This window comes from Streptomyces sp. NPDC004752 (assembly GCF_053601275.1).
Window position 1 is genome coordinate 98463 of the sequence record NZ_JBSGBN010000002.1, and the last position, 21465, is coordinate 119927.

A 21465-nucleotide genomic window follows, 5' to 3' on the forward strand; every position below is an offset into this window, starting at 1 on the left:
GCCCCCGGCGCCCCCCCCCCGCCGCCACTCCCCCCGGCCGCGGGCCCCGCTCCCCCGCGGCCCCGGCGACCGGTGTCTGTGAGGGCGGCCGTCTCAGTCGCGCTCCCACAGATAGAAGCGGTGCGCCATGGCGTCCTTCGGGGAGCGCCAGGTCTCGGGGTCGTACGCGCTGACGTACGCCGACAGCCGCTCGCTGATGTCCCGGAACTCCGGGTGGTCGGTGACCTTGGCGATGGCCGGTCCGGGCTCGCGCTCGGACTCGACCAGATGCATATACACATCGCCGAACTGGAAGAGGCTGCGCCGGACGACCCCGACGAGGTGCGGCAGTTCTCCCCGGTCGGACTCCTCGAACACCTTGACGATGTCGGGGGCGGAGCCTGGGGCCATGCGGGCGACGATCAGGGCCTGGTGCATCGGATGCGTCCCTCCGGGCTCAGTCGGCCAGCGCGGCCGCGGACCGCTGCCCGGCTGCGGCCTTCTCGATCCGGTCCCGGATCAGGGCCATCTGGATCTTGGAGTTCCGGTTGATGTTGTCGGTCATCCAGTCGTCGTCGACCGGGGCGTCCGGCTTCATCGCGAAGTCCTGGGTCCACACCATCCGGGTGCCGGTCCGGACCTCCTCGTAGCGCCAGTGGATGTCCATGTGTGCGAACGGCCCGGTCTCGACCCGGCGCGCCTTGACGGTGAGCGTCTCGCGGTCCGGCTCGCGCTCCGAGATCCAGCTCCATACGACGCCCTTGTCGTCCGGGTGCATGGTCAGCCGGAACGTCGTCCTGGCGCCCTCCTTGGAGAGGATCTCGACCGACGCGTACTCGCTGAACAACTGCGGCCAGTGCTCCAGGTCGTTGGTCATGTCCCAGACGAGGTCCAGGGGGGCGGCGATGGTGATCTCGTTCTGTGTGTGTCCAGCCATGTCAGGCTCCTGCCATAAGAGTGCTGTTGACGAGGTCGAGGAACTGCCGGGGCGTCTTGCAGCGCTCCGCGTCGGGCGGCATCGGGGTGCCATGCCGGTTCTCCAGCTCCCCCACGATGCCGAGCAGCCCCAGCGAGTCGACACCGAGCGCGTCGAAACCGGTGTCGGACCGCTGTGCCAGCTCCTGCGGGGCGACGGTGACCCCGGCGGCCTGCTTCATGAGCCCGGACAGCTCTTCCACGGTGATGTGGGCACTCATGCGTTGTTCTCCTTCTCTCCGGGAGTGCTGTGAGACGGCCTCGGTAGGAGGCGTCAGGTTCTTCAGACCCCTGCGCCGACGCCACGCCGCAGCACCAGCGCCGAGTTCGACCCCATGAGTCCCCGGCTGAGGACCAGCGCCGTGCGCAGCTCGGCGGTGCGGGCCCGGCTGGTCACGAGGTCCAGGTCGAGGCAGACGTCGAAGACGTTCGGGGTGGGCGGGATCAGACCGTGCTCCATCGCGAGCACCGCCGCCGCGGTGTCCAGCACGGGCGCCGCGCAGTAGCCGCGGCCGATGCCCGTCTTCGGCGCGGTGACGGGCACCCGAGCGGCGTGCCCGCCCAGGGCGTCGGCGATCGCCAGCGCCTCGGCGCGGTCCGCCGCCGGCACACCGAGCGCGTCGGCGAAGACCACGTCGATCTCCTCCGGCGCGCAGTCGGCCTCGTCCAGGGCGCCCCGGATCGCCTGGGCGAGACCCGCGCGGGACTCCTCCCAGCGGGAGGCGCCGGAGAACGTCGCCGCGTGCCCGGCGAGCAGGGCACGCGGCTGCGCACCGCGCTCCCGGGCCGTCCGCTCCGCTTCCACCACGACCATGGCGCCGCCCTCGGCGGGCACGAACCCGCCGGCCTCCGCCGTGAACGGGAGGTAGGCGCGGGACGGGTCATCGACGGTGCTCAGTTCCTCGTAGCCGAGCTGGCACACCATCGAGTACGGGGCGAGCGGCGCCTCGGTCGAGCCGGCCACGACCGCGTCGGTGCCGCGCTGCACCGCCCGCGCCGCATGGGCGAGGGCGTCGAGGCCGCCCGCCTCGTCGGCCGCGACCACCGAGCACGGCCCCTTGAAGCCGCGGCGGATGGAGATCTGGCCGGTGGACGCGGCGTAGAACCAGGCGATGGACTGGTACGGGCCGACGAACCGGCTGCCCTTGCCCCACAGTCGCTGCAGCTCCCGCTGGCCGAACTCACCGCCGCCGGAACCGGCCGCGGTGACCACGCCGATGGAGAACGGCTGGTCGGCGGTGTCGGCCGCGCCGAGCCGGGCGTCGTCCAGCGCGAGGTCGGCCGCGGCCATCGCGTAGTGCGTGAACCGGTCGGTCTGGACGAGGTAGCGCTCCTCGACCGCCGCCGCCGGGTCGAAGTGGCGGACCTCGCCGGCCACCTTCAGCGGCAGGTGCTCACACCCCTCGCGGGTGATCCGGCCGAGGACGCTGCGCCCCTCTTGGGTGGCCTTCCAGAAGGTGTCGGTGGTGGTTCCGTTGGGTGCGACGACACCGATTCCGGTGATGGCCGCGCGGCGTTCGCGGGGTGCGCTCATCGTGTCCTCTCCTACTCCCGGGGCCGGGTCAGGATCACCGCGGACTGGAAGCCGCCGAACCCGCTGCCCACGGAGAGCACGCTGCCGAGCGTGCGGTCGCGGGCGACACGGGGGACGTAGTCCAGGTCGCACTCGGGGTCCGGGATCTCGTAGTTGGCGGTCGGCGGTACGACCTGATGGGCCAGGGCCAGCACGCAGGCCACGACCTCGATCGCGCCGATCGCGCCGAGGGAGTGCCCCACCATGGACTTGATGGAGCTCATGGGCGTCCGGTAGGCGTGCTGTCCCAGGGCCCGCTTCACGGCGGCCGTCTCGTGCCGGTCGTTCTGCCGGGTGCCGGAGCCGTGGGCGTTGACGTAGTCGATGGCCGTGGGGTCGAGCCGGGCATGGTCGAGGGCCGCTTCGATGGCCCGAGCCATCTCCAGGCCCTCGCTGGTCAGGCCGGTCATGTGGTAGGCGTTGCCGTAGGTGGCGTAGCCGCTCAATTCGCAGTAGACATGGGCGCCTCGGGCCCTCGCGTGTTCCAGTTCCTCCAGGACGAGCACCGCGCCGCCCTCGCCCATGACGAATCCGTCACGGTTGTTGTCGAAGGGCCGGGAGGCGTGTGCGGGATCGTCGTTGTTGGGGGACGTGGCCTTGATCGCGTCGAAGCACGCCATCGTGATCGGTGAGATCGGCGAGTCCGAGGCACCCGCTATACAGACGTCGGCCCGGCCCTCCTCGACGGTGTGGAAGGCGTACCCGACAGCGTCGAGTCCGGAGGTGCAGCCCGTCGAGACGGTCTGCACCGGACCCTGCGCGCCGAATCGTTCCGCCACCGCCGAGGCGAGGGTGCTCGGCGAGAACGCCCGGTGCAGCTGCGGCTCCGCCTCCCGGTGGTCCACGTCCCAGCGCTGCCCACGGTGGCTGACCAGGACGTAGTCGTGTTCGAGGCGGGTGGTGCCGCCGACCGCGGTGCCCAGGGACACCCCGACCCGCCAGGGGTTCTCCCCGGCCAGGTCGAGACCCGAGTCCCGTACGGCCTCGTCTCCGGCGACCAGCGCGAACTGTATGTATCTGTCCGCCCGTTCGACCTGCTCGGCGTCCAGCCCGTGCGCCGCCGGGTCGAAGTCGCACTCGGCGGCGATTTGGGACCGGAGACCGGACGGATCGAAGAACGTGATTCCGCGCGTCGCCGTACGGCCGGCCGCGAGCAGGTCCCAGAACGCCGGTGCGCCGATGCCGCCCGGAGCGACGATGCCTATACCGGTGACCGCGACGCGCCGGGTCATGAAGGAACCTTCCCCGCGTCGGCCGCGTGGACGGCGCCCGCCGCGGCTGCCTCGGTGGTGACGGCGGCGGCGCCGATCACCTCGGTCTCCTCCGTGTCGACATGGCCGAGCTGCGGGCGCGGCGCGAGCGGACCGAGGTGGAAGACGATCCGCGCCTCCACGTTGCCGACGTTGCGGAAGCGGTGCCGCATGTAGGCGGGGATCATCAGCCCCTGCTCGGGCCGCAGCGCATGCGCTTCGCCGTCCAGGTCCACCTCCAGCTGACCGCACAGGACATAGACGAACTCCTCGGAGTACGGGTGGTAGTGCTCGCCGATGCGGTCGCCGGGCTGCACGATGGCCACGCCCATGAAACCGCTGGTGGCACCCACCGTGGCCGGGGTGAGCATGGCGCGCAGATCACCGCCGCGCCTGACGTTGGGCTCGACCTCGCTGAGGTCCACGATTCGGGGACGGGGTTGGGTCACGACGTTCCTCCGTTGGTGTGCTGCGGCGGGATGAGGGACGTGGCCACGGAACGGGCCACGCCGGATCCGGCCGCCGGGTCAGGCGTTCGAACGGCGGTCGGTGACCAGGGTCATGCGGACGGCCTCGCCGTCGAGGAGCGACTTCAGCTCGGCCGCGTGCGCCGATGGAGGCACCACGGGCTGGACACCGCTCTCCTCGCGCAGGTCGAGCAGCCGCACCACGACGTCGTCGCGCTGGAAGATCGTGCTGCGCAGCACCGGGCTGGTCGGGTCCTCGGCAATCATCTCGTCGTACTGGGCGAGCAACTCGGCCAGCCGCATGCCGCGGCCGGGCACCGCCGGGTAGTACAGAGCGCACCGCTCGCCCCAGGCCATCGCGTCCGTCGTCACATGGTGCACGGCCGGCAGTGCCGCCCGGGTGAAGAAGAGCCGCGCCGACTCCTGGTTGTTGAGGTCCCGGTCCTGCTCCAGGTACGGGTTGATGGCCTCCTCGACCGCGCGCACCTCGGGCTGCCGGGCCACGTGCCGCAGTGCCGCGAGCAGGTCGCCGCGTACCTCGATGGCCCGCACCACCCGGTTGCCGTGCATGAACAGGGAGGTTCGGCACAGCCGTGTGCCGTCGTCGACCCGCGGCTCGGGCGAGCGGTAGTCCGCGAGGATCTTCTGGACCTTCTCCTCGCTGCCCGCCCGGACCGTGAAGGTCAGCGCGTGCCGGATCAGCCCGTCACCGATCCGCGGCGCGTTCTGGAGCCGGCGCTGCGGCGACCGCTCGACGCCCACGCCGGTCTCCCGCACGACGTGGAACCGCAGCGACCGGGTGTCCCGGACGCAGCCGTGCAGCGGCTTCACCATCTCCACGTGTTCCTCGCTGTTCACCCAGGCGAGGAACGGCGGGGCACTCTCCCACTCACTCGCGATGAGCCATTGGGAGGGATTCTCGATGGACTGGCAGAGTTGGTCGCTGACGTGGCCGGGCACGGACGCAACCTGGTTGCACAGTTTCTCGTACGCCTTCAGGAACTGCTGCTGGGCTCCGTCGTAGACGTCGACCAGCAGGACGACCCGCAGCCGGGAGCCGTCGAACACGGACTGGGAAACTTTCGACACCTGTCGTGTCAGCTCTTCTGACACACGTTCAGCCATGGTGGTCATCTGCGTACATCTCCTTCGTGTGCAGATGCGGACGCCGGCCGATGATGACGCGACGTCAGCGTTCCTTGATCCTGTGCCGGTCCCCAGGAGCGCGCGACTCGTATGAACCACGCGGGTGATGGGCGCCGCGAAGACCCGCCGAGCGGCCCGCCCAGGGCTGTGAACCACGTGGGTGATTGGGAACGCCGAGACGCACCGAGCCGCCCGCAAAGGGCATGGAAAATCACAGGCGCCCATCGGCGCACCGCTGCTCATGGAGACTTCGATGCATCAAAAAGCCAACCACCGGATTCCCGTCCTCATCGTGGGCGGCTCTTTGGTGGGCCTGTCCATGTCCCTGTTCCTGGGCCGTCTCGGTGTGCGGCACATGCTGGTCGAGCGGCACTCCGGGACCTCGATCCATCCACGCGGACGAGGCAACAACGTACGGACGATGGAGCTGTTCCGGGTGGCCGGCATCGAACCGGGCATCAGGACCGCGGCCTCACTGCTGGCCGACAACCACGGCATCCTGCAAGCCCCGACGCTGGTCGGGGACGCGGGAGAGTGGCTGTTCAAACAGATCGACCCCGGAGGCGGACTCGCCCGGTTCAGCCCCACCGGCTGGTGCCTGTGCAGCCAGAACGACCTCGAACCGGTGCTGCTGGACGGCGCCCGCGGGCTCGGCGGCGACCTGCGTTACTCCCATGAGCTGGAGTCCTTCGAACAGGACGCCGAAGGGGTGACGGCCACCGTCCGGAACCGCGGCACCGACGAGCGGTACGCCGTACACGCGGACTACCTGGTCGCGGCGGACGGGCCGCGCAGCCCGGTGCGCCGCCGGCTCGGCATCGGGCAGTCCGGCCCCGGCGACCTGTTCGCCAACGTCAGCGTCACCTTCCGTTCCAAGCTGCTCGCCGACGTGGTCGGCGACCGGCACTTCATCTGCTGCTACCTCAACAACCCGGAGGCCGAAGGCGCGTTGCTGCCGATCGACAACCGGGAACGCTGGGTCTTCCACGCGCCATGGCATCCCGAGCGCGGCGAGACCCTGGAGGAGTTCACCGAGGAACGCCTCCGGCGGCACATCCGGCGGGCCGTCGGCGTCCCCGACCTCGACGTGGAGATCACCGGAACGGCGTCGTGGCGCGCGGCCGAACGGGTCGCCGACCGGTACGCGTCCGGCCGGGTGCTCCTCGCCGGTGACTCCGCCCACGAGATGTCCCCCACCGGGGCGTTCGGCTGCAACACCGGTATCCAGGACGCCCACAACCTGGCCTGGAAGCTGGCCGCGGTGCTGGACGGCTGGGCCGGCCCCGGACTGCTGGAGACGTACGAAACCGAGCGGCGCCCGGTGGCCCTGGCGACCGGCGCCCGCGCCTCCGCCCGCTCCATCGAGCACAGCCACCCCGGCTTCGCCCCGGCCCCGGGCGTCGGCGGCGGCAGGCGCGGCGGCATCCTCAACGTCGTCCTCGGCTACCGCTACCCGCAGGGCGCCGTCGTCGGCGCCCACCCCGAACAGCCGGTCGTCCCCGAGGAGTTGCGCCTGGCCGGACAGCCCGGCAGCCGCGCCCCGCACCTGTGGCTGCGCCGCGACGGCGAGCGGATCTCCACCATCGACCTGTACGAGCGCTCCATGGTCCTGCTCACCGACGCCCCGGACGACGCGGGCTGGTACACCGCGGCCCGCCGGATCGCCGAGCAGGACGGCGTACGGCTCGACGCCTACCGGATCGGCCCGGGCGCCGACGCGGACCTGACGTACGACACGGAGAGCGCCGCCGGACCGGCCGACTGGACGCGGCTGCACGGCACGACGGCCGACGGTGCCGTCCTGGTGCGGCCGGACGGGTTCGTGGCCTGGCGGTCCTCCGACGCGGTGGCGGACCCGGAGACAGAGCTGCGCGGCGTCCTCAAGGAAGTCCTGCGCACGGGCTGAAACGGCGACACCGGCAAGACCGGTGACACGAGGGCCACCCGCGCCGGAAGGGCACGGGTGGCCCTCGTCGTCGGAGAGCGATCCGGAGCGGGACGGGCGGGCCCCTGGTCGTGCCGCGGGTGGCCGGCCATCGCCGCGGGCACCGTCCAACGCCGTCAGGGTCAGGGGCGGTCCGCGCCGCGGACAGCGCAGTGGGCAGGCCCCGACGCGTACGGGGGTGATCCCCACGGAGGGCCTGCACTCAGGTAGCCGGCCTTCGGCGAGACGAGGAATGCGACGGCGCCGGGATCAGCGCCTGGCCGGACCGCGACCCCGGCGCGGAGACAGCCGCCCGCACCGTGGCCGCGGCTCCGGTCGACGCCGCTGTCCCCGACTGCACCAGCCCGCCCCGTCCACGACGCCCTCGGACCTGCGTGCTGCAAGACCCCCGCCGACTCGGACCTGACCGGCTCAGGCCCGTGCGAGCGCGGGTATCAGGCGCAGCACGTTGTCCCGGTTGATGCCGCGGAGCTGATGGCCGGCGATGGCCGGGTCGCTGTCCAGGGCCGGCGCCACGATGTCGGAGACGACGTGGGCGGAGGTGGGCGGCCAGTCGGTGCCGAAGAGGATCCGGGCGGGGTCGACCGTGGCCAGGAGGGTGGGGGTCGACGACGGAGACATGGGGCCCGCCGTGTCGTAGTAGAAGCGGTGCAGGTAGTCGCGTATCCGGGACGGTTCGATCTCGGGGGTGAGGTGGTCGCTGAGGAGCTCCAGGCGGGTGGCCATGTAGGGGAGGAAGCCGCCGCCGTGCGGGAGGACGAAGGTGAGGTTGGGGTAACGGTCGAGAACGCCGTTGAGGATGAGGTTGATCGCCGCGCGAGTCGTGTCCATGAGGAAGTCACACATGAACGGCGGCAGGCCCGGCACACCCGCCCCGTCGGCGTTGCCACCGGGTACGTCCATCGGATGCGTGCTGATGACCGCGGAGCGGTCGTTCAGCTCGGCGAAGAGGCGGTCGTGGGAGGGGTCGCCGAGATAGACACCGCCCGCGCTGGTACGTGTGCTCACCCCGACGGCGCCGAGGTCGTCGAGGCCGTACTTCAGCGACCAACTCGACAGGTCGAGGTCGTCGAGGAAGACCGGCGTGAAGAAGGTGAAGCGGGTGGGGTGGCTCGCGGCGACTTCCGCCGCCGCCTCCAGCGCGACCCGTGCGCTCTCCTCTCGCTTGCTGCGCTCCTGGATGCGGCCGAGCATGGCCACGGTCATGACGGTGGTGCGAATCCCCGTGCGGTCCATGAGGGCGAGCGCGGAGTCGAGGTCCCAGCGGGTCCACCAGGGCAGTCTGTCGCGCCGGACCAGGCCCTGCGCCTCGGCCCAGTCGAGCCAGGCGGGCGCGGTGAAGTGGTGGTGGACGTCCACACGGGAGGTTCGGGCGTCGTCGCCGGCCGGGGCATCCCCTGGGAGGTGAGTGAGATGAGTGAGGTCAGTTGATATCACGGTGGGCTCTTTCCTCGTTCAGAAGCGGCGTTCAGAAGCGGCGTTCAGGTGGAGGCGCTCAGACGCGCCCGTCGGATGTCGTCGCCAGTGGCTGCTGGGTCGCGTTCGTCCGCCGCGGCTGAGCCACGGCGTCCGCCGGCGTCTCGCGGCGAAGCACCGTCATCAGCGTGTCCGCGAGGGCCCGTTCCGGGTCCGCCACGAGCCCGGGCGACCGCCATGCCACGAAGCCGTCGGGGCGGACCAGGACGGCACCGGACTCCGCCGTGCCGTGCAGCGCCGCCCAGTCGGCCCCGTCCTCGGGGACCAGGTCGTGGTCCGCGCCGACGACGTAGCCCTCCACCGGGATGCCCAGACGTGCGGCGACACCGCGGGCCGCGGTGCGCCATGCCTCGCCTCCGGGGCCGGTGAGGACGACGAAGGACCGTTCGTAGAGGTCCAGGGTGGAGATCCGCCGGCCGTCCCGGGCGGTCACCCACAGGTGGGGAGCGCGGCTCCCGGGGGCGCCGCCCAGCTGGAACTCGGCGGGCACGATCGCGGCGTCCGGGTCGGCGCCGACGACGGCGCCCGACGGGTAGCGGTAGCACAAGGCCACGGTCAAGGCGTCGGCCGGATCGTCCTTGCGCTTCTCCGGGGTGTAGCCCGGGTGCTCTTCCTCGCCCGCCTGGAACAGGGCGCGGGCGGTCGTCGCGAACGCGACCGGCCGACGTTCCGTCTGATACGTGTCGAGCAGCCCCGGTCCGGCCCAGCCGCGCAGCACGGCCGCGATCTTCCAGGCGAGGTTGTGGGCGTCCTGGATACCGGTGTTGGAGCCGAAGGCCCCGGTGGGGGGCATCTCGTGCGCCGAGTCACCGGCCAGGAAGACCCGGCTCTCGCCGTAGCTGTCGGCCACGCGGTCCGCCGCGTGCCAGGGCGCCTTGCCGGTGACCTCGACGTCGAGGTCGGGGACGCCCGCCGCGGCGCGGATGTGGGCGACGATGCGCTCGTCGGTGAAGTCGTCCAGCGTCTCGCCCTGGTCCCGGGCCCAGGGGGCATGGAAGACCCACCGCTCGTGGTTGTCCACCGGCAGCAGGGCACCCTCGCCGGCGGGATCGGTGACGTAGCAGACGACGAAGTGCCGGTCGCCGACGACGTCCTGCAGCTTCTTGCTGCGGAATGTGATGCTCACGTTGTGGAACAGCGCGCCCGGTCCCGTCTGGGTGATGCCCAGCCGCTCGCGCACCGGGCTGCGGGGCCCGTCGGCGGCCACGAGGTAGTGGGCGTGCACGATGCGCTTCTCGCCGCTGTCACGGTCCCGTACCTCCGCGTGCACCCCTTCGGCGTCCTGTGTGAAGGAGACCAGCTCGGTGCCGAAGCGGATGTCGCCGCCGAGGGAGCGGGCGTAGCTCAGGAGGACGGGCTCAAGGTCGTTCTGACTGCACAGACACCAGCCGGACGAGGTGATCTGCGACAGGGCCGGACCCGTGTCGATCGCCTTGACGATCCACCGGCGGTCGCCGCCGCAGAGCGTGCTCACCTGGAGGACGCCGTCGTTTCCCGCCAGGGCGCTCGCTGCGGCGCGGATGTCCTGCTCGACGCCCGCGGTCCGGAACAGCTCCATGGTGCGCAGGTTGTTCCCACGGCCGCGAGGGTGAGTGGACGTCGCGGCGTGACGTTCGACGAGAAGGTGCTCGACGCCGAGGCGACTGAGAAAGACTGACGTGGACAGGCCCACCAAGGAGCCGCCCACCACCAGAACTGGTACGGATTCCACGGCCCGTTTGCTCATCGACTGATCCCCTATCATCATTCGTCATCGTCTGTTTTCGTCATCGTCTGTCGTCCGAAGCCGAACGCCCCGAGCCCCCAGGAATCGGCGACTCGGAGCGTTTCCAATCGGCATCAACTTTTCGCCCGCTCCACGGGCCCCGCACCTTCTGTTGCTCCGATCGCCACGTCGCGTCCCTGCGCAGCCCCGGACGGGTTAAGAACGTTTGTTGGCGGCGGCCCGCCGGGAACCGTCGAGGCCATGACGCAAACACCCCTGCACACCGAACCCGGATCCGCGGACCCCGTGGCCGCCGCCTCCCGATGCACACCCGACTTCCGCGCCAACCCGCACCCCGTGTACGCGGAGTTGAGGGGGACCGCCCCGGTGTGTCCGCTGAAGCCACCGCACGGCGTGGAGACCTACCTGATCACCCGTTACGACGACGCGCGCGCCGCGCTGGCCGACCCGCGGCTGAGCAAGGACATGTACGGCGCCCTCGACGCGTACCAACGCATTTTCGGCGACTCCTCCATCGCGCTCGACGACAACATGCTGTTCTCCGACCCGCCCAAGCACACCCGGCTACGGCGGATCGTGCAGGGCGCCTTCACACCGCGCCGGGTGGAGTCGCTGCGCCCGCGTATCCAGCAGGTCACCGAGGAACTGCTGGAGCGCTGCCCGACCGACGCGTCCATCGACCTGCTCCCGAACTTCGCGTTCCCGCTGCCGCTCCAGGTCATCTGCGAACTCCTCGGCGTGCCGGAGGACGAGCGCGAGCGCGCCCACCAGTGGGCGGTGACCGTGGCGAAGACCGGGTTCGGCCCGGAGGCGAAGAAGGCATTGGAGGAGGCCGAGGGGAAGCTGCGCGACCTCCTGGTCGACCTCGTGGCGCGCAAGCGCAGCACGCCCGGCGACGACCTGATGAGCGCGCTCATCGCGGCCCAGGACCAGGACGGCGCCCTGACGGACCATGAGCTGGTCTCGACGGCGTGGGTGCTGTTCTTCGCGGGCCACAAGACCACCGCGTACCTCATCGGCAACGCCGTGTACCACCTGCTCTCGAAGCCGGACCAGCGCCGCGAGGCCCTCGCGAGCCCCGAGGCCCTGAAGCAGGCCATCGAGGAACTGCTGCGGTACGAGGGCTCGGTGGAAAGCTCCACCTTCCGCCACGCCACCGAAGACATCCCGATGCGCGGTGTGGTGATCCCCAAGGGGGCCCTCGTCCAGATCGCCCTCACCGCCACGAGCCGCGACCCGCAGGTGTACGCCGAGCCCGACCGGCTCGACGTCACGCGTACCGGAGGTCAGCCCCACCTGGCGTTCGGCCACGGCCCCCACTACTGCATCGGAGCGCCGCTGGCCCGCCTGGAGATGCACATCGCGCTCACCACGCTGTTCCGCCGGTACCCCGAGATCACGCTGGCCGTGCCCCCGCACGAAGTGCCCTGGCTGACCGTGCCCTTCCCGGCGTTCCGCGGGCTCGTCGAGCTGCCCGTGATGCTCGATCCGGAGCGGATCGCCGGCTGAACGCATCGCCGACCGGCCGGATCCGGGCGGTGGTGAGCCGGACATGCAGGTCGTCGCGCGGCGTGGAGGAACGGCACTGGCGTGGAAGTCGGTCCGCCGCTGGTCGCCGTGGAGCGGGCGATGGTCCGTATCCGCCGCCACCAGACCAAGCGGACCCTGGGCCGGTTCGTGACGAGCCGTCTGGACCGGTCGGTCGATCTGACGCACACCGTCGTGGTCGACGCCGTCGAGGAAGAACCCGAAGAGCCCGGCCAGGAGGTGACGGTCGGGCTGGTCGCCGAGCGGCCGGCCGTCGACCCCTCCCGGGCCGGCAGGCTGGTGGCCGCCGGCGTCGAGGCCGGGTACGTCAGACGGGTGGTCTCCCGGGCCGACAGCAGGCGTGCCTGCCTGGAGCTCACCGACGCGGGCCGGGCGCTCGCGCTGCTGACGCACCGGGTGCGTCAGCAGTTCCTCGGCGAGATCATGCAGGACCGGTCCCCGCAGGAGCGCAAGGACTTCGCCCGGCTGCTCGGCAAGTTCGCGGGTCTTCCGCCCGGCAGCCAGTACCTCGACGGCGTGCAGGACGACGGAAGCCGAGGCGCCCGCTCGGCCGGCTCCTCGCCGCCGTGGCGTCAGACGCCGTCCGGAGGCGCGGCCACCTCTCCCATGTACGAAACACCGGTCGACCTCGCCTCGTCGAGACGCCGCCAGACCTCGCGCGGCCGGATCCGGCCGTCCGGCAGGACTTCGGGGGTGCTGACGCACTCCCCGGCGATCACGGTCCCGCCCCGCAGCGCCTGGCAGTACGCCGGCCGTAGCGTTCCGTCGGCCTCGCAGCTGCCCACCAGCCGCCGAGGAGCACCTTGCCACCACGGAACTCGGCCCACACGAGGGGCCCCGACTGGTGGTAGTGCGCCACCGGCACGTCCTGGCGTTGTCCGGGTCGAGCCGCTTCTTCACGGCCGCCGGCCGACGGTATCCCTCGGGGCCGTACGTCCGGATCGCGCGATCGGTACCGCCCGTGCCCCCGGCGCCCCCGTACATCGCGACGTAGGGGCGGTCCTCGATCAGCCGGTCGAGAACCTCCGGACCACGCAGCCTCTTGCCCGGCGAGGCGATGTACTCGGCATCCGTACCGCAGTAACTGACGCTCAGCACGGCGCCCGGTGTGTGCGACAACACGGCGGCCGGTGTGTGTGACAAACCGTGCCGGAGAATCCCCGGCCGAGCGCGGCTCTGACGCTCCATCCGCTCACGCACCGCGCACGCACACGGCCCCGGACGGGGAGTCCGAGGCCGAACAAGACGCCTCTACTGGGAGAAACCCCAGGTCAGCGCGGTGCGCACAGAGCCCCCTGTCGGATTCGAACCGACGACCTTCGCTTTACAAGAGCGGCGCTCTGACCAGCTGAGCTAAGGAGGCGTGTGGATGCTTGCCCGTGCAGTGTACCCAGGTCCCGGGTGTCCCTTGTCGAAAGTTTCCGCGAAGTTCACAGTCCTCGAAGTGGTGACAGATCCAGCCAACGCAGGTACCGTCCTGATCCAGTTCACCTGTGTGGACCACACCAACCACCTTCCTACTCGGACCGTCCGGCACGTTCCTGCCGGTAGAAGGGGGCCTAGTCATATGGCCACTGTCACGTTCGACAAAGCGACCCGGATCTACCCGGGCTCCGAAAAGCCCGCCGTCGACGCGCTCGACATCGCGATCGAGGACGGCGAGTTCCTCGTCCTGGTCGGCCCGTCCGGCTGCGGCAAGTCCACCTCCCTGCGGATGCTCGCCGGCCTGGAGGACGTCAACGGCGGCGCGATCCGCATCGGTGACCGCGACGTCACGCACCTGCCGCCGAAGGACCGGGACATCGCCATGGTGTTCCAGAACTACGCGCTCTACCCGCACATGACGGTCGCCGACAACATGGGCTTCGCGCTCAAGATCGCCGGCGTCAACAAGGCGGAGATCCGGCAGAAGGTCGAGGAGGCCGCGAAGATCCTCGACCTCACCGACTATCTGGACCGCAAGCCGAAGGCGCTCTCCGGCGGTCAGCGCCAGCGTGTAGCGATGGGCCGCGCGATCGTCCGCGAGCCGCAGGTCTTCCTCATGGACGAGCCGCTGTCCAACCTGGACGCCAAGCTCCGCGTCTCCACCCGTACGCAGATCGCGTCGCTCCAGCGCCGTCTCGGCATCACCACCGTCTACGTCACCCACGACCAGGTCGAGGCCATGACGATGGGCGACCGCGTGGCGGTCCTCAAGGACGGTCTGCTCCAGCAGGTCGACTCGCCGCGCAACATGTACGACCGCCCGGCCAACCTGTTCGTCGCCGGCTTCATCGGCTCCCCGGCCATGAACCTGGTCGAGGTACCGATCACCGACGGCGGAGTGAAGTTCGGCAACAGCGTGGTCCCGGTCAACCGTGAGGCGCTGAAGGCCGCCGCCGACAAGGGTGACAAGACGGTCACGGTCGGTGTCCGCCCCGAGCACTTCGACGTGGTCGAGCACAACGGCGGCGCCAGCGCGTCCCTGTCCAAGGGCAGCGAGGACGCCCCGGCGGGCCTCGCGGTCTCGGTGAACGTGGTCGAGGAGACCGGCGCCGACGGCTACGTCTACGGCTCCGTCGAGGTCGGCGGCGTGCATAAGGACCTCGTCGTCCGCGTCAGCAGCCGCGCCGTTCCGGAGAAGGGCACGCGGCTGCACGTCGTGCCGCGGCCGGGCGAGACCCATGTGTTCTCGACCTCCACGGGCGAGCGCCTGACCGACTGACCTCCGCCCGGCCTCCCCTCGGAGCGGAACAACCCCGGGCAATTCGCCCAGGTTGACGAATCAGGGCCCCGCAGACTGCTGCGGGGCCCTTCTCGTTGTCGATGAATACCCCGACAAACGAGTGCATTTCGAGCAGCGAGCGTCAACACCCCACCCAGGAAAGGGCACTTCCTCATCCCTCGAAGGGGTGACCAAATGTCGCCAAATGGTTACCGGGCGCTACCCTCACACGCGTGAAGCACTCCACCACCCAACAGACGCGGCGCGGCCGCCGGGGCCCCGCCCCCCGGATCGGCCGTACCCTCGCCCTCGTCCTGCCCGTCGTCCTGGTGCTCTCCGGGACCCTCGCGGTGACCCGAGTCAACTGGTCGGGGAACCCGTCGAACTCGGTGCTCACCGCCTCGGACGTCTCCTCCGCGAGCGGCTCCTCCCGGGCCGTGCAGCGCGCGCCCCAGGAGGTGCTGCGCGACCGGCTGATGGCCGAACTGCAGGAGAAGAACCCGGGCGCGGTCCTCACCCATCTCCAGCAGGCCGTCAACGGCCGCCCGTCGCTGGCCCGGCACTGCACGTCCATCGCCCGCGCCCTCGGCGAGGCGGCCGTGCGCATCTACGGCGCCTCGCGCGCGCAGTCGTACGCGCGCCCCGTCTGCGACACCTCCTTCGCCTCCGGCGTGCTGGCCGCGCCCCGCTGAGCCGGACCACCGACGGGTCGCTGCCAGGCAAGCGGCCGTTGGGAAGTGGGTAACGGCTGCTCAAGGAGCCGGTCGCAACCGCCCCCCGCGGGTGGGGCGCCACGTACAGTTCGGGCATGACCGATCCGAACGCCGCGTCGCGCCCCACCCAAGCCGTCGTCCTGGCCGGTGGCCAGGGCACCCGGCTGCGCCCCTACACCGACGACCGGCCCAAGCCGATGGTCGAGATCCCCGGCACGGGCACCCCGATCATCGGCCACCAGCTGTCCTGGCTCGCCGAGGAGGGCGTCACGGACGTGGTGGTCTCCTGCGGCCACCTCGCCGAGGTCCTGGAGAAGTGGCTGGACACGGCCGATCTGCCGGTCCGCGTCAGCACCGTCGTGGAGACCGAGCCGCTCGGCCGCGGCGGCGGCCTGAAGTACGCGGCGGCCCACCTCCCCCACCCGGACCGGCCCTGGTACGCCACCAACGGCGACATCTGGACCCGTTTCTCGCTGCGTGAGATGGCGGACTTCCACACCGAGCGCGACGCCGTCGCGACCCTCGCCCTGGCCCGGCCGCGCATCCCGTGGGGCGCCGTCAAGACGGACGGCTTCGGCCACATCACGGACTTCATCGAGGCGCCGCCGTCGACCTTCGAGATCAACGCGGGTGTGTACGTCTTCGCACCGGAGTTCGCCGGGATGCTGCCCGAGCGCGGCGACCACGAGCGCACCACCTTCCCGCACCTGGCCCGCGAACGCCGCCTGGCAGGCTTCCCGATCCCCCACGGCGCCTACTGGCGCGCCATCGACACCGCGAAGGACCTCACGGAAGCAGCGAAGGAACTGGCGGCGCTGCGGCGCTGAGCTCCCGCCGGGCCCCGGGGCGGGGCGATCCCGGAGCCCGGGATCACCCTGCCCCGAGACCCCCTGGGGCTTGGGGTTCCCCACCGCCCGGGACCCCTGGGGCACGGGGTCCCTTACAGCCCGGGTTCCTTACGGCACTGATTGCTTACAGCCCGGGGTTCCTTACGGCGCGAGATGCCGCGGGCATATGGTGGTCCCTTCGGCGCGGACCCTCTCCGGCGCGGGCTCCCACCGGCACAGGCCCGCTCCGACGCAAGCCCCCTCACCGGCGCGGACGGACCCCCTCCGTTGCGGGTTCCCCTCCTTCGCGGGCTCCCCCGGCACAGACCCCCCACCGACGCGGGCTCCCTCCGACCCGGGCTCCTCTCCGGGTTCCCCGGCACGGGGCCGGCTTCCGTGCTGACGGAACCCGGCATGTCACAGAGCCCGGCGCGGGAGAGAAGCCGCATACCCCCGGGCCCGCCCGGAACGCGGCCCGCCCGTCCGACGAGCCGCGCGGAACAGCCCGGCGCCTGGGCGGGCCAGGCGATCGAGGCGCCGGGCTTGCAGCGCAGGCTCGGAGTGACCGGTCATGGCCTCCGGCCGCGGGCACGTCGTGGCTTGGCGCGCAGTTCCCCGCGCCCCTTTGCGGGGCCGGTTCCCCGCCCCTTCGGGGCGCTTGTAGCCACCGACCGCGGGGCACGTCGCAGAGCCGAGCCCCGGAGGGCGGGCCGCTCGCACCAAGGTCCCGTACGGAAGGACGTCCAGGTACGACGAAGGGGTCCGGCACCGTCGGCGGGGCCGGACCCCTTTCGTGGTCCTGCTGGCCGGGGGTCAGCCGAGGAGGCCGCCGACCAGGTGGCCCTGCTGGCCGGAGGTGGACGAGCCGCCGCCGTCCGAGCCGCCCGTACCGCCCGCGCCGCCGGGCGAGCCGCCCGAGCTGCCCGAACCGCCCGTGCCGCCGGTCTCCGTGCCGCCGGAGGTCGGTCCTGCGCTGGTGCTCGGCGCCTGGCCGGCGGCCGGGGAGGTCCACTGCGGCGGGGCCTGGCCCACAGTCCCCTGGATCTGGCTCGGCGTCGTGCCGCCGGTGGCGGCGCCGGACGAGCGGGCCGCGCCCGGGGTCGTCGCCGCGCCGGACCCGGACGGGTCGGCCCCGGCCGTGGCACCCCCGCTCGGCGCGCTGGAGGCCGACGGGCTGGTCGAGTTCTGCCTGCCGGGCTCGTCGGGGAGCGGCGAGCCGGGCACGTTGTTGCGCGGAGCCTCGCCGGGCCCGGGCACGACCACCCGGCTGGAGTCCCGGACGGCACCGCCGAGCAGGGAACCGATGAGCAGGGTGAGGCCCACGGTGACAACGGTGACGAGGGCGCCCCGGCGCAGTACGTAGCGGCGCAGCTCCCAGATGTCGGAGCGCGGCCCGAGGGTGCGCCAGGCGCGGCCCGCGAGCCGCCCGTCGACCGAGTAGACGGGCGCGCCGGCGATGATCAGCGGGGACCAGGCGGCGAGGTAGATGATGTCGGGCGCGTCGTAGGCGGGGACGGTCTTCCAGCTGACGGTGACGATCAGCGCGGCCGAGAGCCCGGCGCCGACCACCGCGGCGACCCGCTGCCAGCAGCCCAGGATGGTGAGGACGCCCACGACGACCTGGAGGAAGGCGATGACCAGCCCGGAACCCACCGGGTGCTGGAGGGCGAACTGGCGCAGCGGCTCGGCGACGTCCCAGGGGTGCAGCGTGTTGAGCCACTTCACCATCGAGCCGCGCTTGCCGCCGTCGAAGTAGACGGGATCGCAGAGCTTGCCCATGCCGGCGTACACGGAGATGAAGCCGAGGAAGATACGCAGCGGGAGCAGGACGACGCCGAGGTTCATCCGGCGGCCGGGGTAGTACGCGTGCCGGGCCGGGTCGTCGCCGGACCGCCTGCCCGAGGGCTCGTCGTACGCCGGGTCCGGCTCGGCGAAGTCCTCGAACTCCTCGGTGGCGTAACCGGGTTCGTCGTACGCACTCCCCGCGCTCCGCATGTGCGGCAGGAGCCTGGTCTCGCCGGAACCGGGCGTGCGCTGGGGGCCGACCGCGGGAGTCTCGACGGTCCGGTCGAGATCGTCGTAGCCGCGGTAGCCACCGTAGTCGGTGTAGCCGGTATAGCCGGTATAGCCGGTATAGCCGGTGTCGATCCGCGGGATGACCTGGGTGGCCCCGGCGTCGAGGGACGGCTCGTCGGAGTAGCGGACGCTGCCGCCCCGCACCGCCTGGAGCAGCCGGTGGGCGCCGGTGTCGTCGGGGGCCGAGCGGCCGCTCCAGACGAGCGGGCGGCGCCGCGTCCCGGCCGGGCCCGCGGCGCCGCCGAGGGGGGCGCGGGCGGTGTCCTGGGCGGCACCCGACTGCCCCGCGGCGCGCGGGGATTGGGTACGCCGTGTCGAGGCGCCCAGCTGCACCCGGAAGCTCGCGTGGTTGACGATGACCTGCGCCGGATCGCTCGGCACCTTCACCATGCTCAGCGCGGGAGCGTCGTCGAATCCCGACGAGCGGTCCCCCGTGGGTGTGCGGGGTGTTCTGGTGTCCACACTCATCTAACCGAGTGACGCGGAGTTAGGACACTGCTTGGACCCGTCGGATCTGTCCGGACCGCGTCAAGCATGTCCAGGACGCCGGAATTAACCCGTACGGGTGAGTCGACGCATGCGCGTTCAGGCCCGTCGGCGAGCCGTCTCGTACAGCACGATGCCCGCCGCCACGCCCGCGTTCAGCGACTCGGCGCCGCCCGGCATCGGGATACGGACCCGGAAGTCGCAGGTCTCGCCGACCAGTCGGGACAGACCCTTGCCCTCGCTGCCGACGACGATCACGACCGGGCCGTCCAGGGCCTCCAGGTCGCCGAGTTCGGCCTCCCCGTCGGCGGCGAGACCGACGACCACCATCCCGGCCTTCTTGTACGCCTCCAGGGCGCGCGTCAGATTGGTGGCGCGGGCGACGGGCGTTCGGGCGGCCGTACCGGCGGAGGTCTTCCAGGCGCCCGCGGTCATGCCGGCCGCGCGGCGCTCGGGGACGACGACGCCGTGCCCGCCGAAGGCGGAGACGGAGCGGACGACGGCGCCGAGGTTACGCGGGTCGGTCACCCCGTCGAGGGCCACGATCAGCGGGTCCTCGCCCGCGTCATGGGCGGCCTCGGCCAGGTCCTCCGGGTGGGCGTACTCGTACGGCGGGACCTGGAGGACCAGCCCCTGGTGGTTGAGGCCGCCCGTCATCCGGTCCAGCTCGGGGCGCGGGGCCTCCATGAGGTTGATGCCGCCGCGCTCGGCGGCGAGCTGCAGCGCCTCGCGGACCCGCTCGTCGCTGTCGATGAACTGCTGCACATAGAGGGTGGAGGCGGGCACGCCCTCGCGCAGCGCCTCGACGACCGGGTTGCGGCCGACGACCAGTTCGGACGAGGTCCGGCCGGCGCCCCGGCGCTGCTGCGGACGGCCCTGCGCGCGGCGGGTCCGCGCCGCTGCGGCGCGCTGCTTGGCGTGCCCCTTGCGCATCTCGGCGGGCGGGGTCGGCCCCTTGCCCTCCAGGCCCCGGCGCCGCTGGCCACCGCTGCCGAGCTGCGCGCCCTTCTTGCCGGACATGCGGCGGTTGTTCGCGGCCATGACCCACTACCTGTCTGTTGAAGCGTCGTACGTACGTCTGTGCAGTGTGCCGCCCGGACGGCCGGGCGGCACCTTCGGTCCCCGGGGCACCGGGTCCCCGGCGGGCTCAGCGCGGGCCGAGGCTCCAGCGCGGGCCCTGCGGGCTGTCCTCGATGACGAGGCCGGTCTGGTTGAGCTGGTCGCGGATGGCGTCCGCGGTGGCCCAGTCCTTGCGGGCGCGGGCGGACTCGCGCTGGTCGAGGACGAGCCGTACCAGGCTGTCGACCACGCCGTGCAGATCCTCGCCGCGGTCGCCGCCCTCGCCGGCCCACTGCGCGTCGAGCGGGTCGAGGCCGAGGACGCCGAGCATGGCCCGCACCTCGGCGAGCCGGGCCACGGCGGCCTCCTTGTCGTCGGCGGCGAGGGCGGAGTTGCCCTGCCGGACGGTGGTGTGCACGACCGCGAGGGCCTGCGGGACGCCCAGGTCGTCGTCCATCGCCTCGGCGAAGGCGGGCGGGACCTCGGCCGCGGGCTCGACGGCTCCCCCGGCCTTCTCCATCACGCGCTGCACAAAGCCCTCGATCCGCGCGAACGCCGACTCGGCCTCGCGCAGCGACTCCTCGCTGTACTCGATCATCGAGCGGTAGTGCGGGGAGCCGAGGTAGTAGCGCAGCACAATCGGCCGCCACTGTTTGACCATCTCGGAGACGAGCACCGAATTGCCCAGCGACTTGGACATCTTGTCGCCGGCCATGGTCACCCAGGCGTTGTGCACCCAGTACCGGGCGAAGTCGTCGCCGTACGCCTTGGCCTGGGCGATCTCGTTCTCGTGGTGCGGGAAGATCAGGTCCAACCCGCCGCCGTGGATGTCGAACGCGGCGCCCAGGTACTTGTGCGCCATGGCGGAGCACTCCAGGTGCCAGCCCGGACGCCCGGGTCCCCACGGCGTGGGCCAGGTCGGCTCGCCGGGCTTGGCGGCCTTCCACATGGCGAAGTCGCGCGGGTCCCGCTTGCCGGTCTCGCCCGCGCCCGCGGGCTGCTGGAGGTTGTCCAGTTCCTGCCGGGACAGCTCCAGGTACTGCGGGAAGGACCGTACGTCGAAGTAGACGTTGCCGTCCGCCGCGTAGGCGTGCCCGCGCTCGATGAGTCCTTGCATCATCTCGACCATCTCGGGCACATGGCCGGTGGCGCGCGGCTCGTACGTCGGCGGCAGGCAGCCCAGCGCCTGATAGCCGTCGTTGAACGCGCGCTCGTTGGCGTACCCGATCGACCACCACGGCCGGTCCTGCTCATGGGCCTTGGCGATGATCTTGTCGTCGATGTCCGTGACGTTCCTGATGAAGGTCACGGCGTAGCCGCGGTACTCGAACCAGCGGCGCATGATGTCGAAGTTGAGGCCCGACCTGATGTGCCCGATGTGGGGTGCCGCCTGCACGGTGGCGCCACACAGGTAGATCGAGACACAACCCGGCATGAGCGGGGTGAAGTCACGGATCTGCCGGGCGCTGGTGTCGTACAGGCGAATGGTCACCACTCCAGGGTAGTGGGCGCGGG

General features: G+C 71.6%; 18 protein-coding genes and 1 tRNA gene. 6 read left to right on the forward strand and 13 right to left on the reverse strand.

Going from position 1 to position 21465, the window contains the following annotated elements:
• Nucleotides 1–93 precede the first annotated feature (93 nt).
• The 7 genes from ACWEKM_RS01485 to ACWEKM_RS01515 all read right to left on the reverse strand — a co-directional run bounded on the left by ACWEKM_RS01485 (nucleotide 94) and on the right by ACWEKM_RS01515 (nucleotide 5378).
• Nucleotides 94–417 (reverse strand): TcmI family type II polyketide cyclase, encoded by a 324-nt coding sequence (locus ACWEKM_RS01485; protein WP_451619107.1) that lies wholly within the window; start codon nucleotides 415–417, stop codon nucleotides 94–96.
• A 19-nt stretch (nucleotides 418–436) separates the two neighbouring features.
• Nucleotides 437–916 carry an SRPBCC family protein gene (locus ACWEKM_RS01490; protein WP_451619108.1) on the reverse strand — a complete coding sequence of 160 codons (480 nt, stop codon included), beginning with the start codon at nucleotides 914–916 and terminating at the stop codon, nucleotides 437–439.
• 1 nt (nucleotide 917) lies between these two features.
• Entirely contained in the window at nucleotides 918–1175 is a 258-nt protein-coding gene (locus tag ACWEKM_RS01495; protein WP_121893551.1) for an acyl carrier protein, read from the reverse strand.
• Between the two features lie 62 nt (nucleotides 1176–1237).
• Entirely contained in the window at nucleotides 1238–2488 is a 1251-nt protein-coding gene (locus ACWEKM_RS01500; protein WP_451619109.1) for a beta-ketoacyl synthase N-terminal-like domain-containing protein, read from the reverse strand.
• Nucleotides 2489–2499: 11 nt separating this feature from the next.
• Complete coding sequence (locus ACWEKM_RS01505; protein WP_451619110.1) at nucleotides 2500–3759, reverse strand: beta-ketoacyl-[acyl-carrier-protein] synthase family protein; 1260 nt, start codon at nucleotides 3757–3759, stop codon at nucleotides 2500–2502.
• The gene (locus ACWEKM_RS01510) at nucleotides 3756–4226 is read right to left on the reverse strand and encodes a cupin domain-containing protein (RefSeq protein WP_451619111.1); all 471 of its coding nucleotides are present in this window, start codon (nucleotides 4224–4226) and stop codon (nucleotides 3756–3758) included. Before ACWEKM_RS01510 ends, ACWEKM_RS01505 begins: the two co-directional genes overlap by 4 nt.
• A 78-nt stretch (nucleotides 4227–4304) precedes the next feature.
• Nucleotides 4305–5378, reverse strand: coding sequence for a SchA/CurD-like domain-containing protein (locus tag ACWEKM_RS01515; RefSeq protein ID WP_451619112.1), 1074 nt, complete (start codon nucleotides 5376–5378; stop codon nucleotides 4305–4307).
• Between the two features lie 265 nt (nucleotides 5379–5643).
• Here ACWEKM_RS01515 and ACWEKM_RS01520 point away from each other — a divergent pair, with 265 nt between their 5' ends.
• The gene (locus ACWEKM_RS01520; protein ID WP_451619113.1) at nucleotides 5644–7296 is read left to right on the forward strand and encodes an FAD-dependent oxidoreductase; all 1653 of its coding nucleotides are present in this window, start codon (nucleotides 5644–5646) and stop codon (nucleotides 7294–7296) included.
• A gap of 450 nt (nucleotides 7297–7746) precedes the next feature.
• Here the strand turns inward: ACWEKM_RS01520 and ACWEKM_RS01525 are convergent, their stop codons facing one another.
• Nucleotides 7747–8694 (reverse strand): amidohydrolase family protein, encoded by a 948-nt coding sequence (locus ACWEKM_RS01525; protein ID WP_451619205.1) that lies wholly within the window; start codon nucleotides 8692–8694, stop codon nucleotides 7747–7749.
• 136 nt (nucleotides 8695–8830) lie between these two features.
• The gene (locus tag ACWEKM_RS01530) at nucleotides 8831–10537 is read right to left on the reverse strand and encodes an FAD-dependent oxidoreductase (protein WP_451619114.1); all 1707 of its coding nucleotides are present in this window, start codon (nucleotides 10535–10537) and stop codon (nucleotides 8831–8833) included.
• Between the two features lie 240 nt (nucleotides 10538–10777).
• Between ACWEKM_RS01530 and ACWEKM_RS01535 the strand changes: the two genes are divergently transcribed.
• Entirely contained in the window at nucleotides 10778–12046 is a 1269-nt protein-coding gene (locus ACWEKM_RS01535) for a cytochrome P450 family protein (RefSeq protein WP_451619115.1), read from the forward strand.
• A gap of 81 nt (nucleotides 12047–12127) precedes the next feature.
• Nucleotides 12128–13225, forward strand: a complete 1098-nt coding sequence (locus ACWEKM_RS01540; RefSeq protein ID WP_451619116.1) for a hypothetical protein — start codon at nucleotides 12128–12130, stop codon at nucleotides 13223–13225.
• Nucleotides 13226–13374: 149 nt separating this feature from the next.
• On the opposite strand, the gene ACWEKM_RS01545 is transcribed toward ACWEKM_RS01540, so the two are convergent.
• Nucleotides 13375–13448 (reverse strand) — tRNA-Thr (locus ACWEKM_RS01545).
• Nucleotides 13449–13652: 204 nt separating this feature from the next.
• Between ACWEKM_RS01545 and ACWEKM_RS01550 the strand changes: the two genes are divergently transcribed.
• The 3 genes from ACWEKM_RS01550 to ACWEKM_RS01560 all read left to right on the forward strand — a co-directional run bounded on the left by ACWEKM_RS01550 (nucleotide 13653) and on the right by ACWEKM_RS01560 (nucleotide 16329).
• Nucleotides 13653–14789 (forward strand): ABC transporter ATP-binding protein, encoded by a 1137-nt coding sequence (locus ACWEKM_RS01550; protein WP_451619117.1) that lies wholly within the window; start codon nucleotides 13653–13655, stop codon nucleotides 14787–14789.
• 233 nt (nucleotides 14790–15022) lie between these two features.
• Nucleotides 15023–15481, forward strand: coding sequence for a hypothetical protein (locus tag ACWEKM_RS01555; RefSeq protein ID WP_451619118.1), 459 nt, complete (start codon nucleotides 15023–15025; stop codon nucleotides 15479–15481).
• 116 nt (nucleotides 15482–15597) lie between these two features.
• Nucleotides 15598–16329 (forward strand): nucleotidyltransferase family protein, encoded by a 732-nt coding sequence (locus ACWEKM_RS01560; RefSeq protein WP_451619119.1) that lies wholly within the window; start codon nucleotides 15598–15600, stop codon nucleotides 16327–16329.
• Between the two features lie 813 nt (nucleotides 16330–17142).
• Here ACWEKM_RS01560 and ACWEKM_RS01565 read toward each other — a convergent pair.
• The 3 genes from ACWEKM_RS01565 to cysS all read right to left on the reverse strand — a co-directional run bounded on the left by ACWEKM_RS01565 (nucleotide 17143) and on the right by cysS (nucleotide 21442).
• Nucleotides 17143–18873: a DoxX family protein gene (locus ACWEKM_RS01565; protein ID WP_451619120.1), complete on the reverse strand. Its 1731-nt coding sequence runs from the start codon at nucleotides 18871–18873 to the stop codon at nucleotides 17143–17145.
• Nucleotides 18874–18990: 117 nt separating this feature from the next.
• Complete coding sequence (rlmB, locus tag ACWEKM_RS01570; protein ID WP_451619121.1) at nucleotides 18991–19932, reverse strand: 23S rRNA (guanosine(2251)-2'-O)-methyltransferase RlmB; 942 nt, start codon at nucleotides 19930–19932, stop codon at nucleotides 18991–18993.
• Between the two features lie 106 nt (nucleotides 19933–20038).
• Nucleotides 20039–21442, reverse strand: a complete 1404-nt coding sequence (cysS, locus tag ACWEKM_RS01575) for a cysteine--tRNA ligase (RefSeq protein ID WP_451619122.1) — start codon at nucleotides 21440–21442, stop codon at nucleotides 20039–20041.
• Nucleotides 21443–21465 lie beyond the last annotated feature (23 nt).

What these genes read in the sequence shown, in the direction of transcription:
- ACWEKM_RS01495 (WP_121893551.1), bottom strand. Translation starts at nt 1,175, where the DNA reads ATGAGTGCCCACATCACCGTGGAAGAGCTGTCCGGGCTCATGAAGCAG.
- ACWEKM_RS01530 (WP_451619114.1), bottom strand. Translation starts at nt 10,537, where the DNA reads ATGAGCAAACGGGCCGTGGAATCCGTACCAGTTCTGGTGGTGGGCGGC.
- ACWEKM_RS01520 (WP_451619113.1), top strand. Translation starts at nt 5,644, where the DNA reads ATGCATCAAAAAGCCAACCACCGGATTCCCGTCCTCATCGTGGGCGGC.
- ACWEKM_RS01560 (WP_451619119.1), top strand. Translation starts at nt 15,598, where the DNA reads ATGACCGATCCGAACGCCGCGTCGCGCCCCACCCAAGCCGTCGTCCTG.
- ACWEKM_RS01550 (WP_451619117.1), top strand. Translation starts at nt 13,653, where the DNA reads ATGGCCACTGTCACGTTCGACAAAGCGACCCGGATCTACCCGGGCTCC.
- ACWEKM_RS01490 (WP_451619108.1), bottom strand. Translation starts at nt 916, where the DNA reads ATGGCTGGACACACACAGAACGAGATCACCATCGCCGCCCCCCTGGAC.
- ACWEKM_RS01500 (WP_451619109.1), bottom strand. Translation starts at nt 2,488, where the DNA reads ATGAGCGCACCCCGCGAACGCCGCGCGGCCATCACCGGAATCGGTGTC.
- ACWEKM_RS01515 (WP_451619112.1), bottom strand. Translation starts at nt 5,378, where the DNA reads ATGACCACCATGGCTGAACGTGTGTCAGAAGAGCTGACACGACAGGTG.
- ACWEKM_RS01485 (WP_451619107.1), bottom strand. Translation starts at nt 417, where the DNA reads ATGCACCAGGCCCTGATCGTCGCCCGCATGGCCCCAGGCTCCGCCCCC.
- ACWEKM_RS01565 (WP_451619120.1), bottom strand. Translation starts at nt 18,873, where the DNA reads ATGAGTGTGGACACCAGAACACCCCGCACACCCACGGGGGACCGCTCG.
- ACWEKM_RS01505 (WP_451619110.1), bottom strand. Translation starts at nt 3,759, where the DNA reads ATGACCCGGCGCGTCGCGGTCACCGGTATAGGCATCGTCGCTCCGGGC.
- ACWEKM_RS01535 (WP_451619115.1), top strand. Translation starts at nt 10,778, where the DNA reads ATGACGCAAACACCCCTGCACACCGAACCCGGATCCGCGGACCCCGTG.
- rlmB (WP_451619121.1), bottom strand. Translation starts at nt 19,932, where the DNA reads ATGGCCGCGAACAACCGCCGCATGTCCGGCAAGAAGGGCGCGCAGCTC.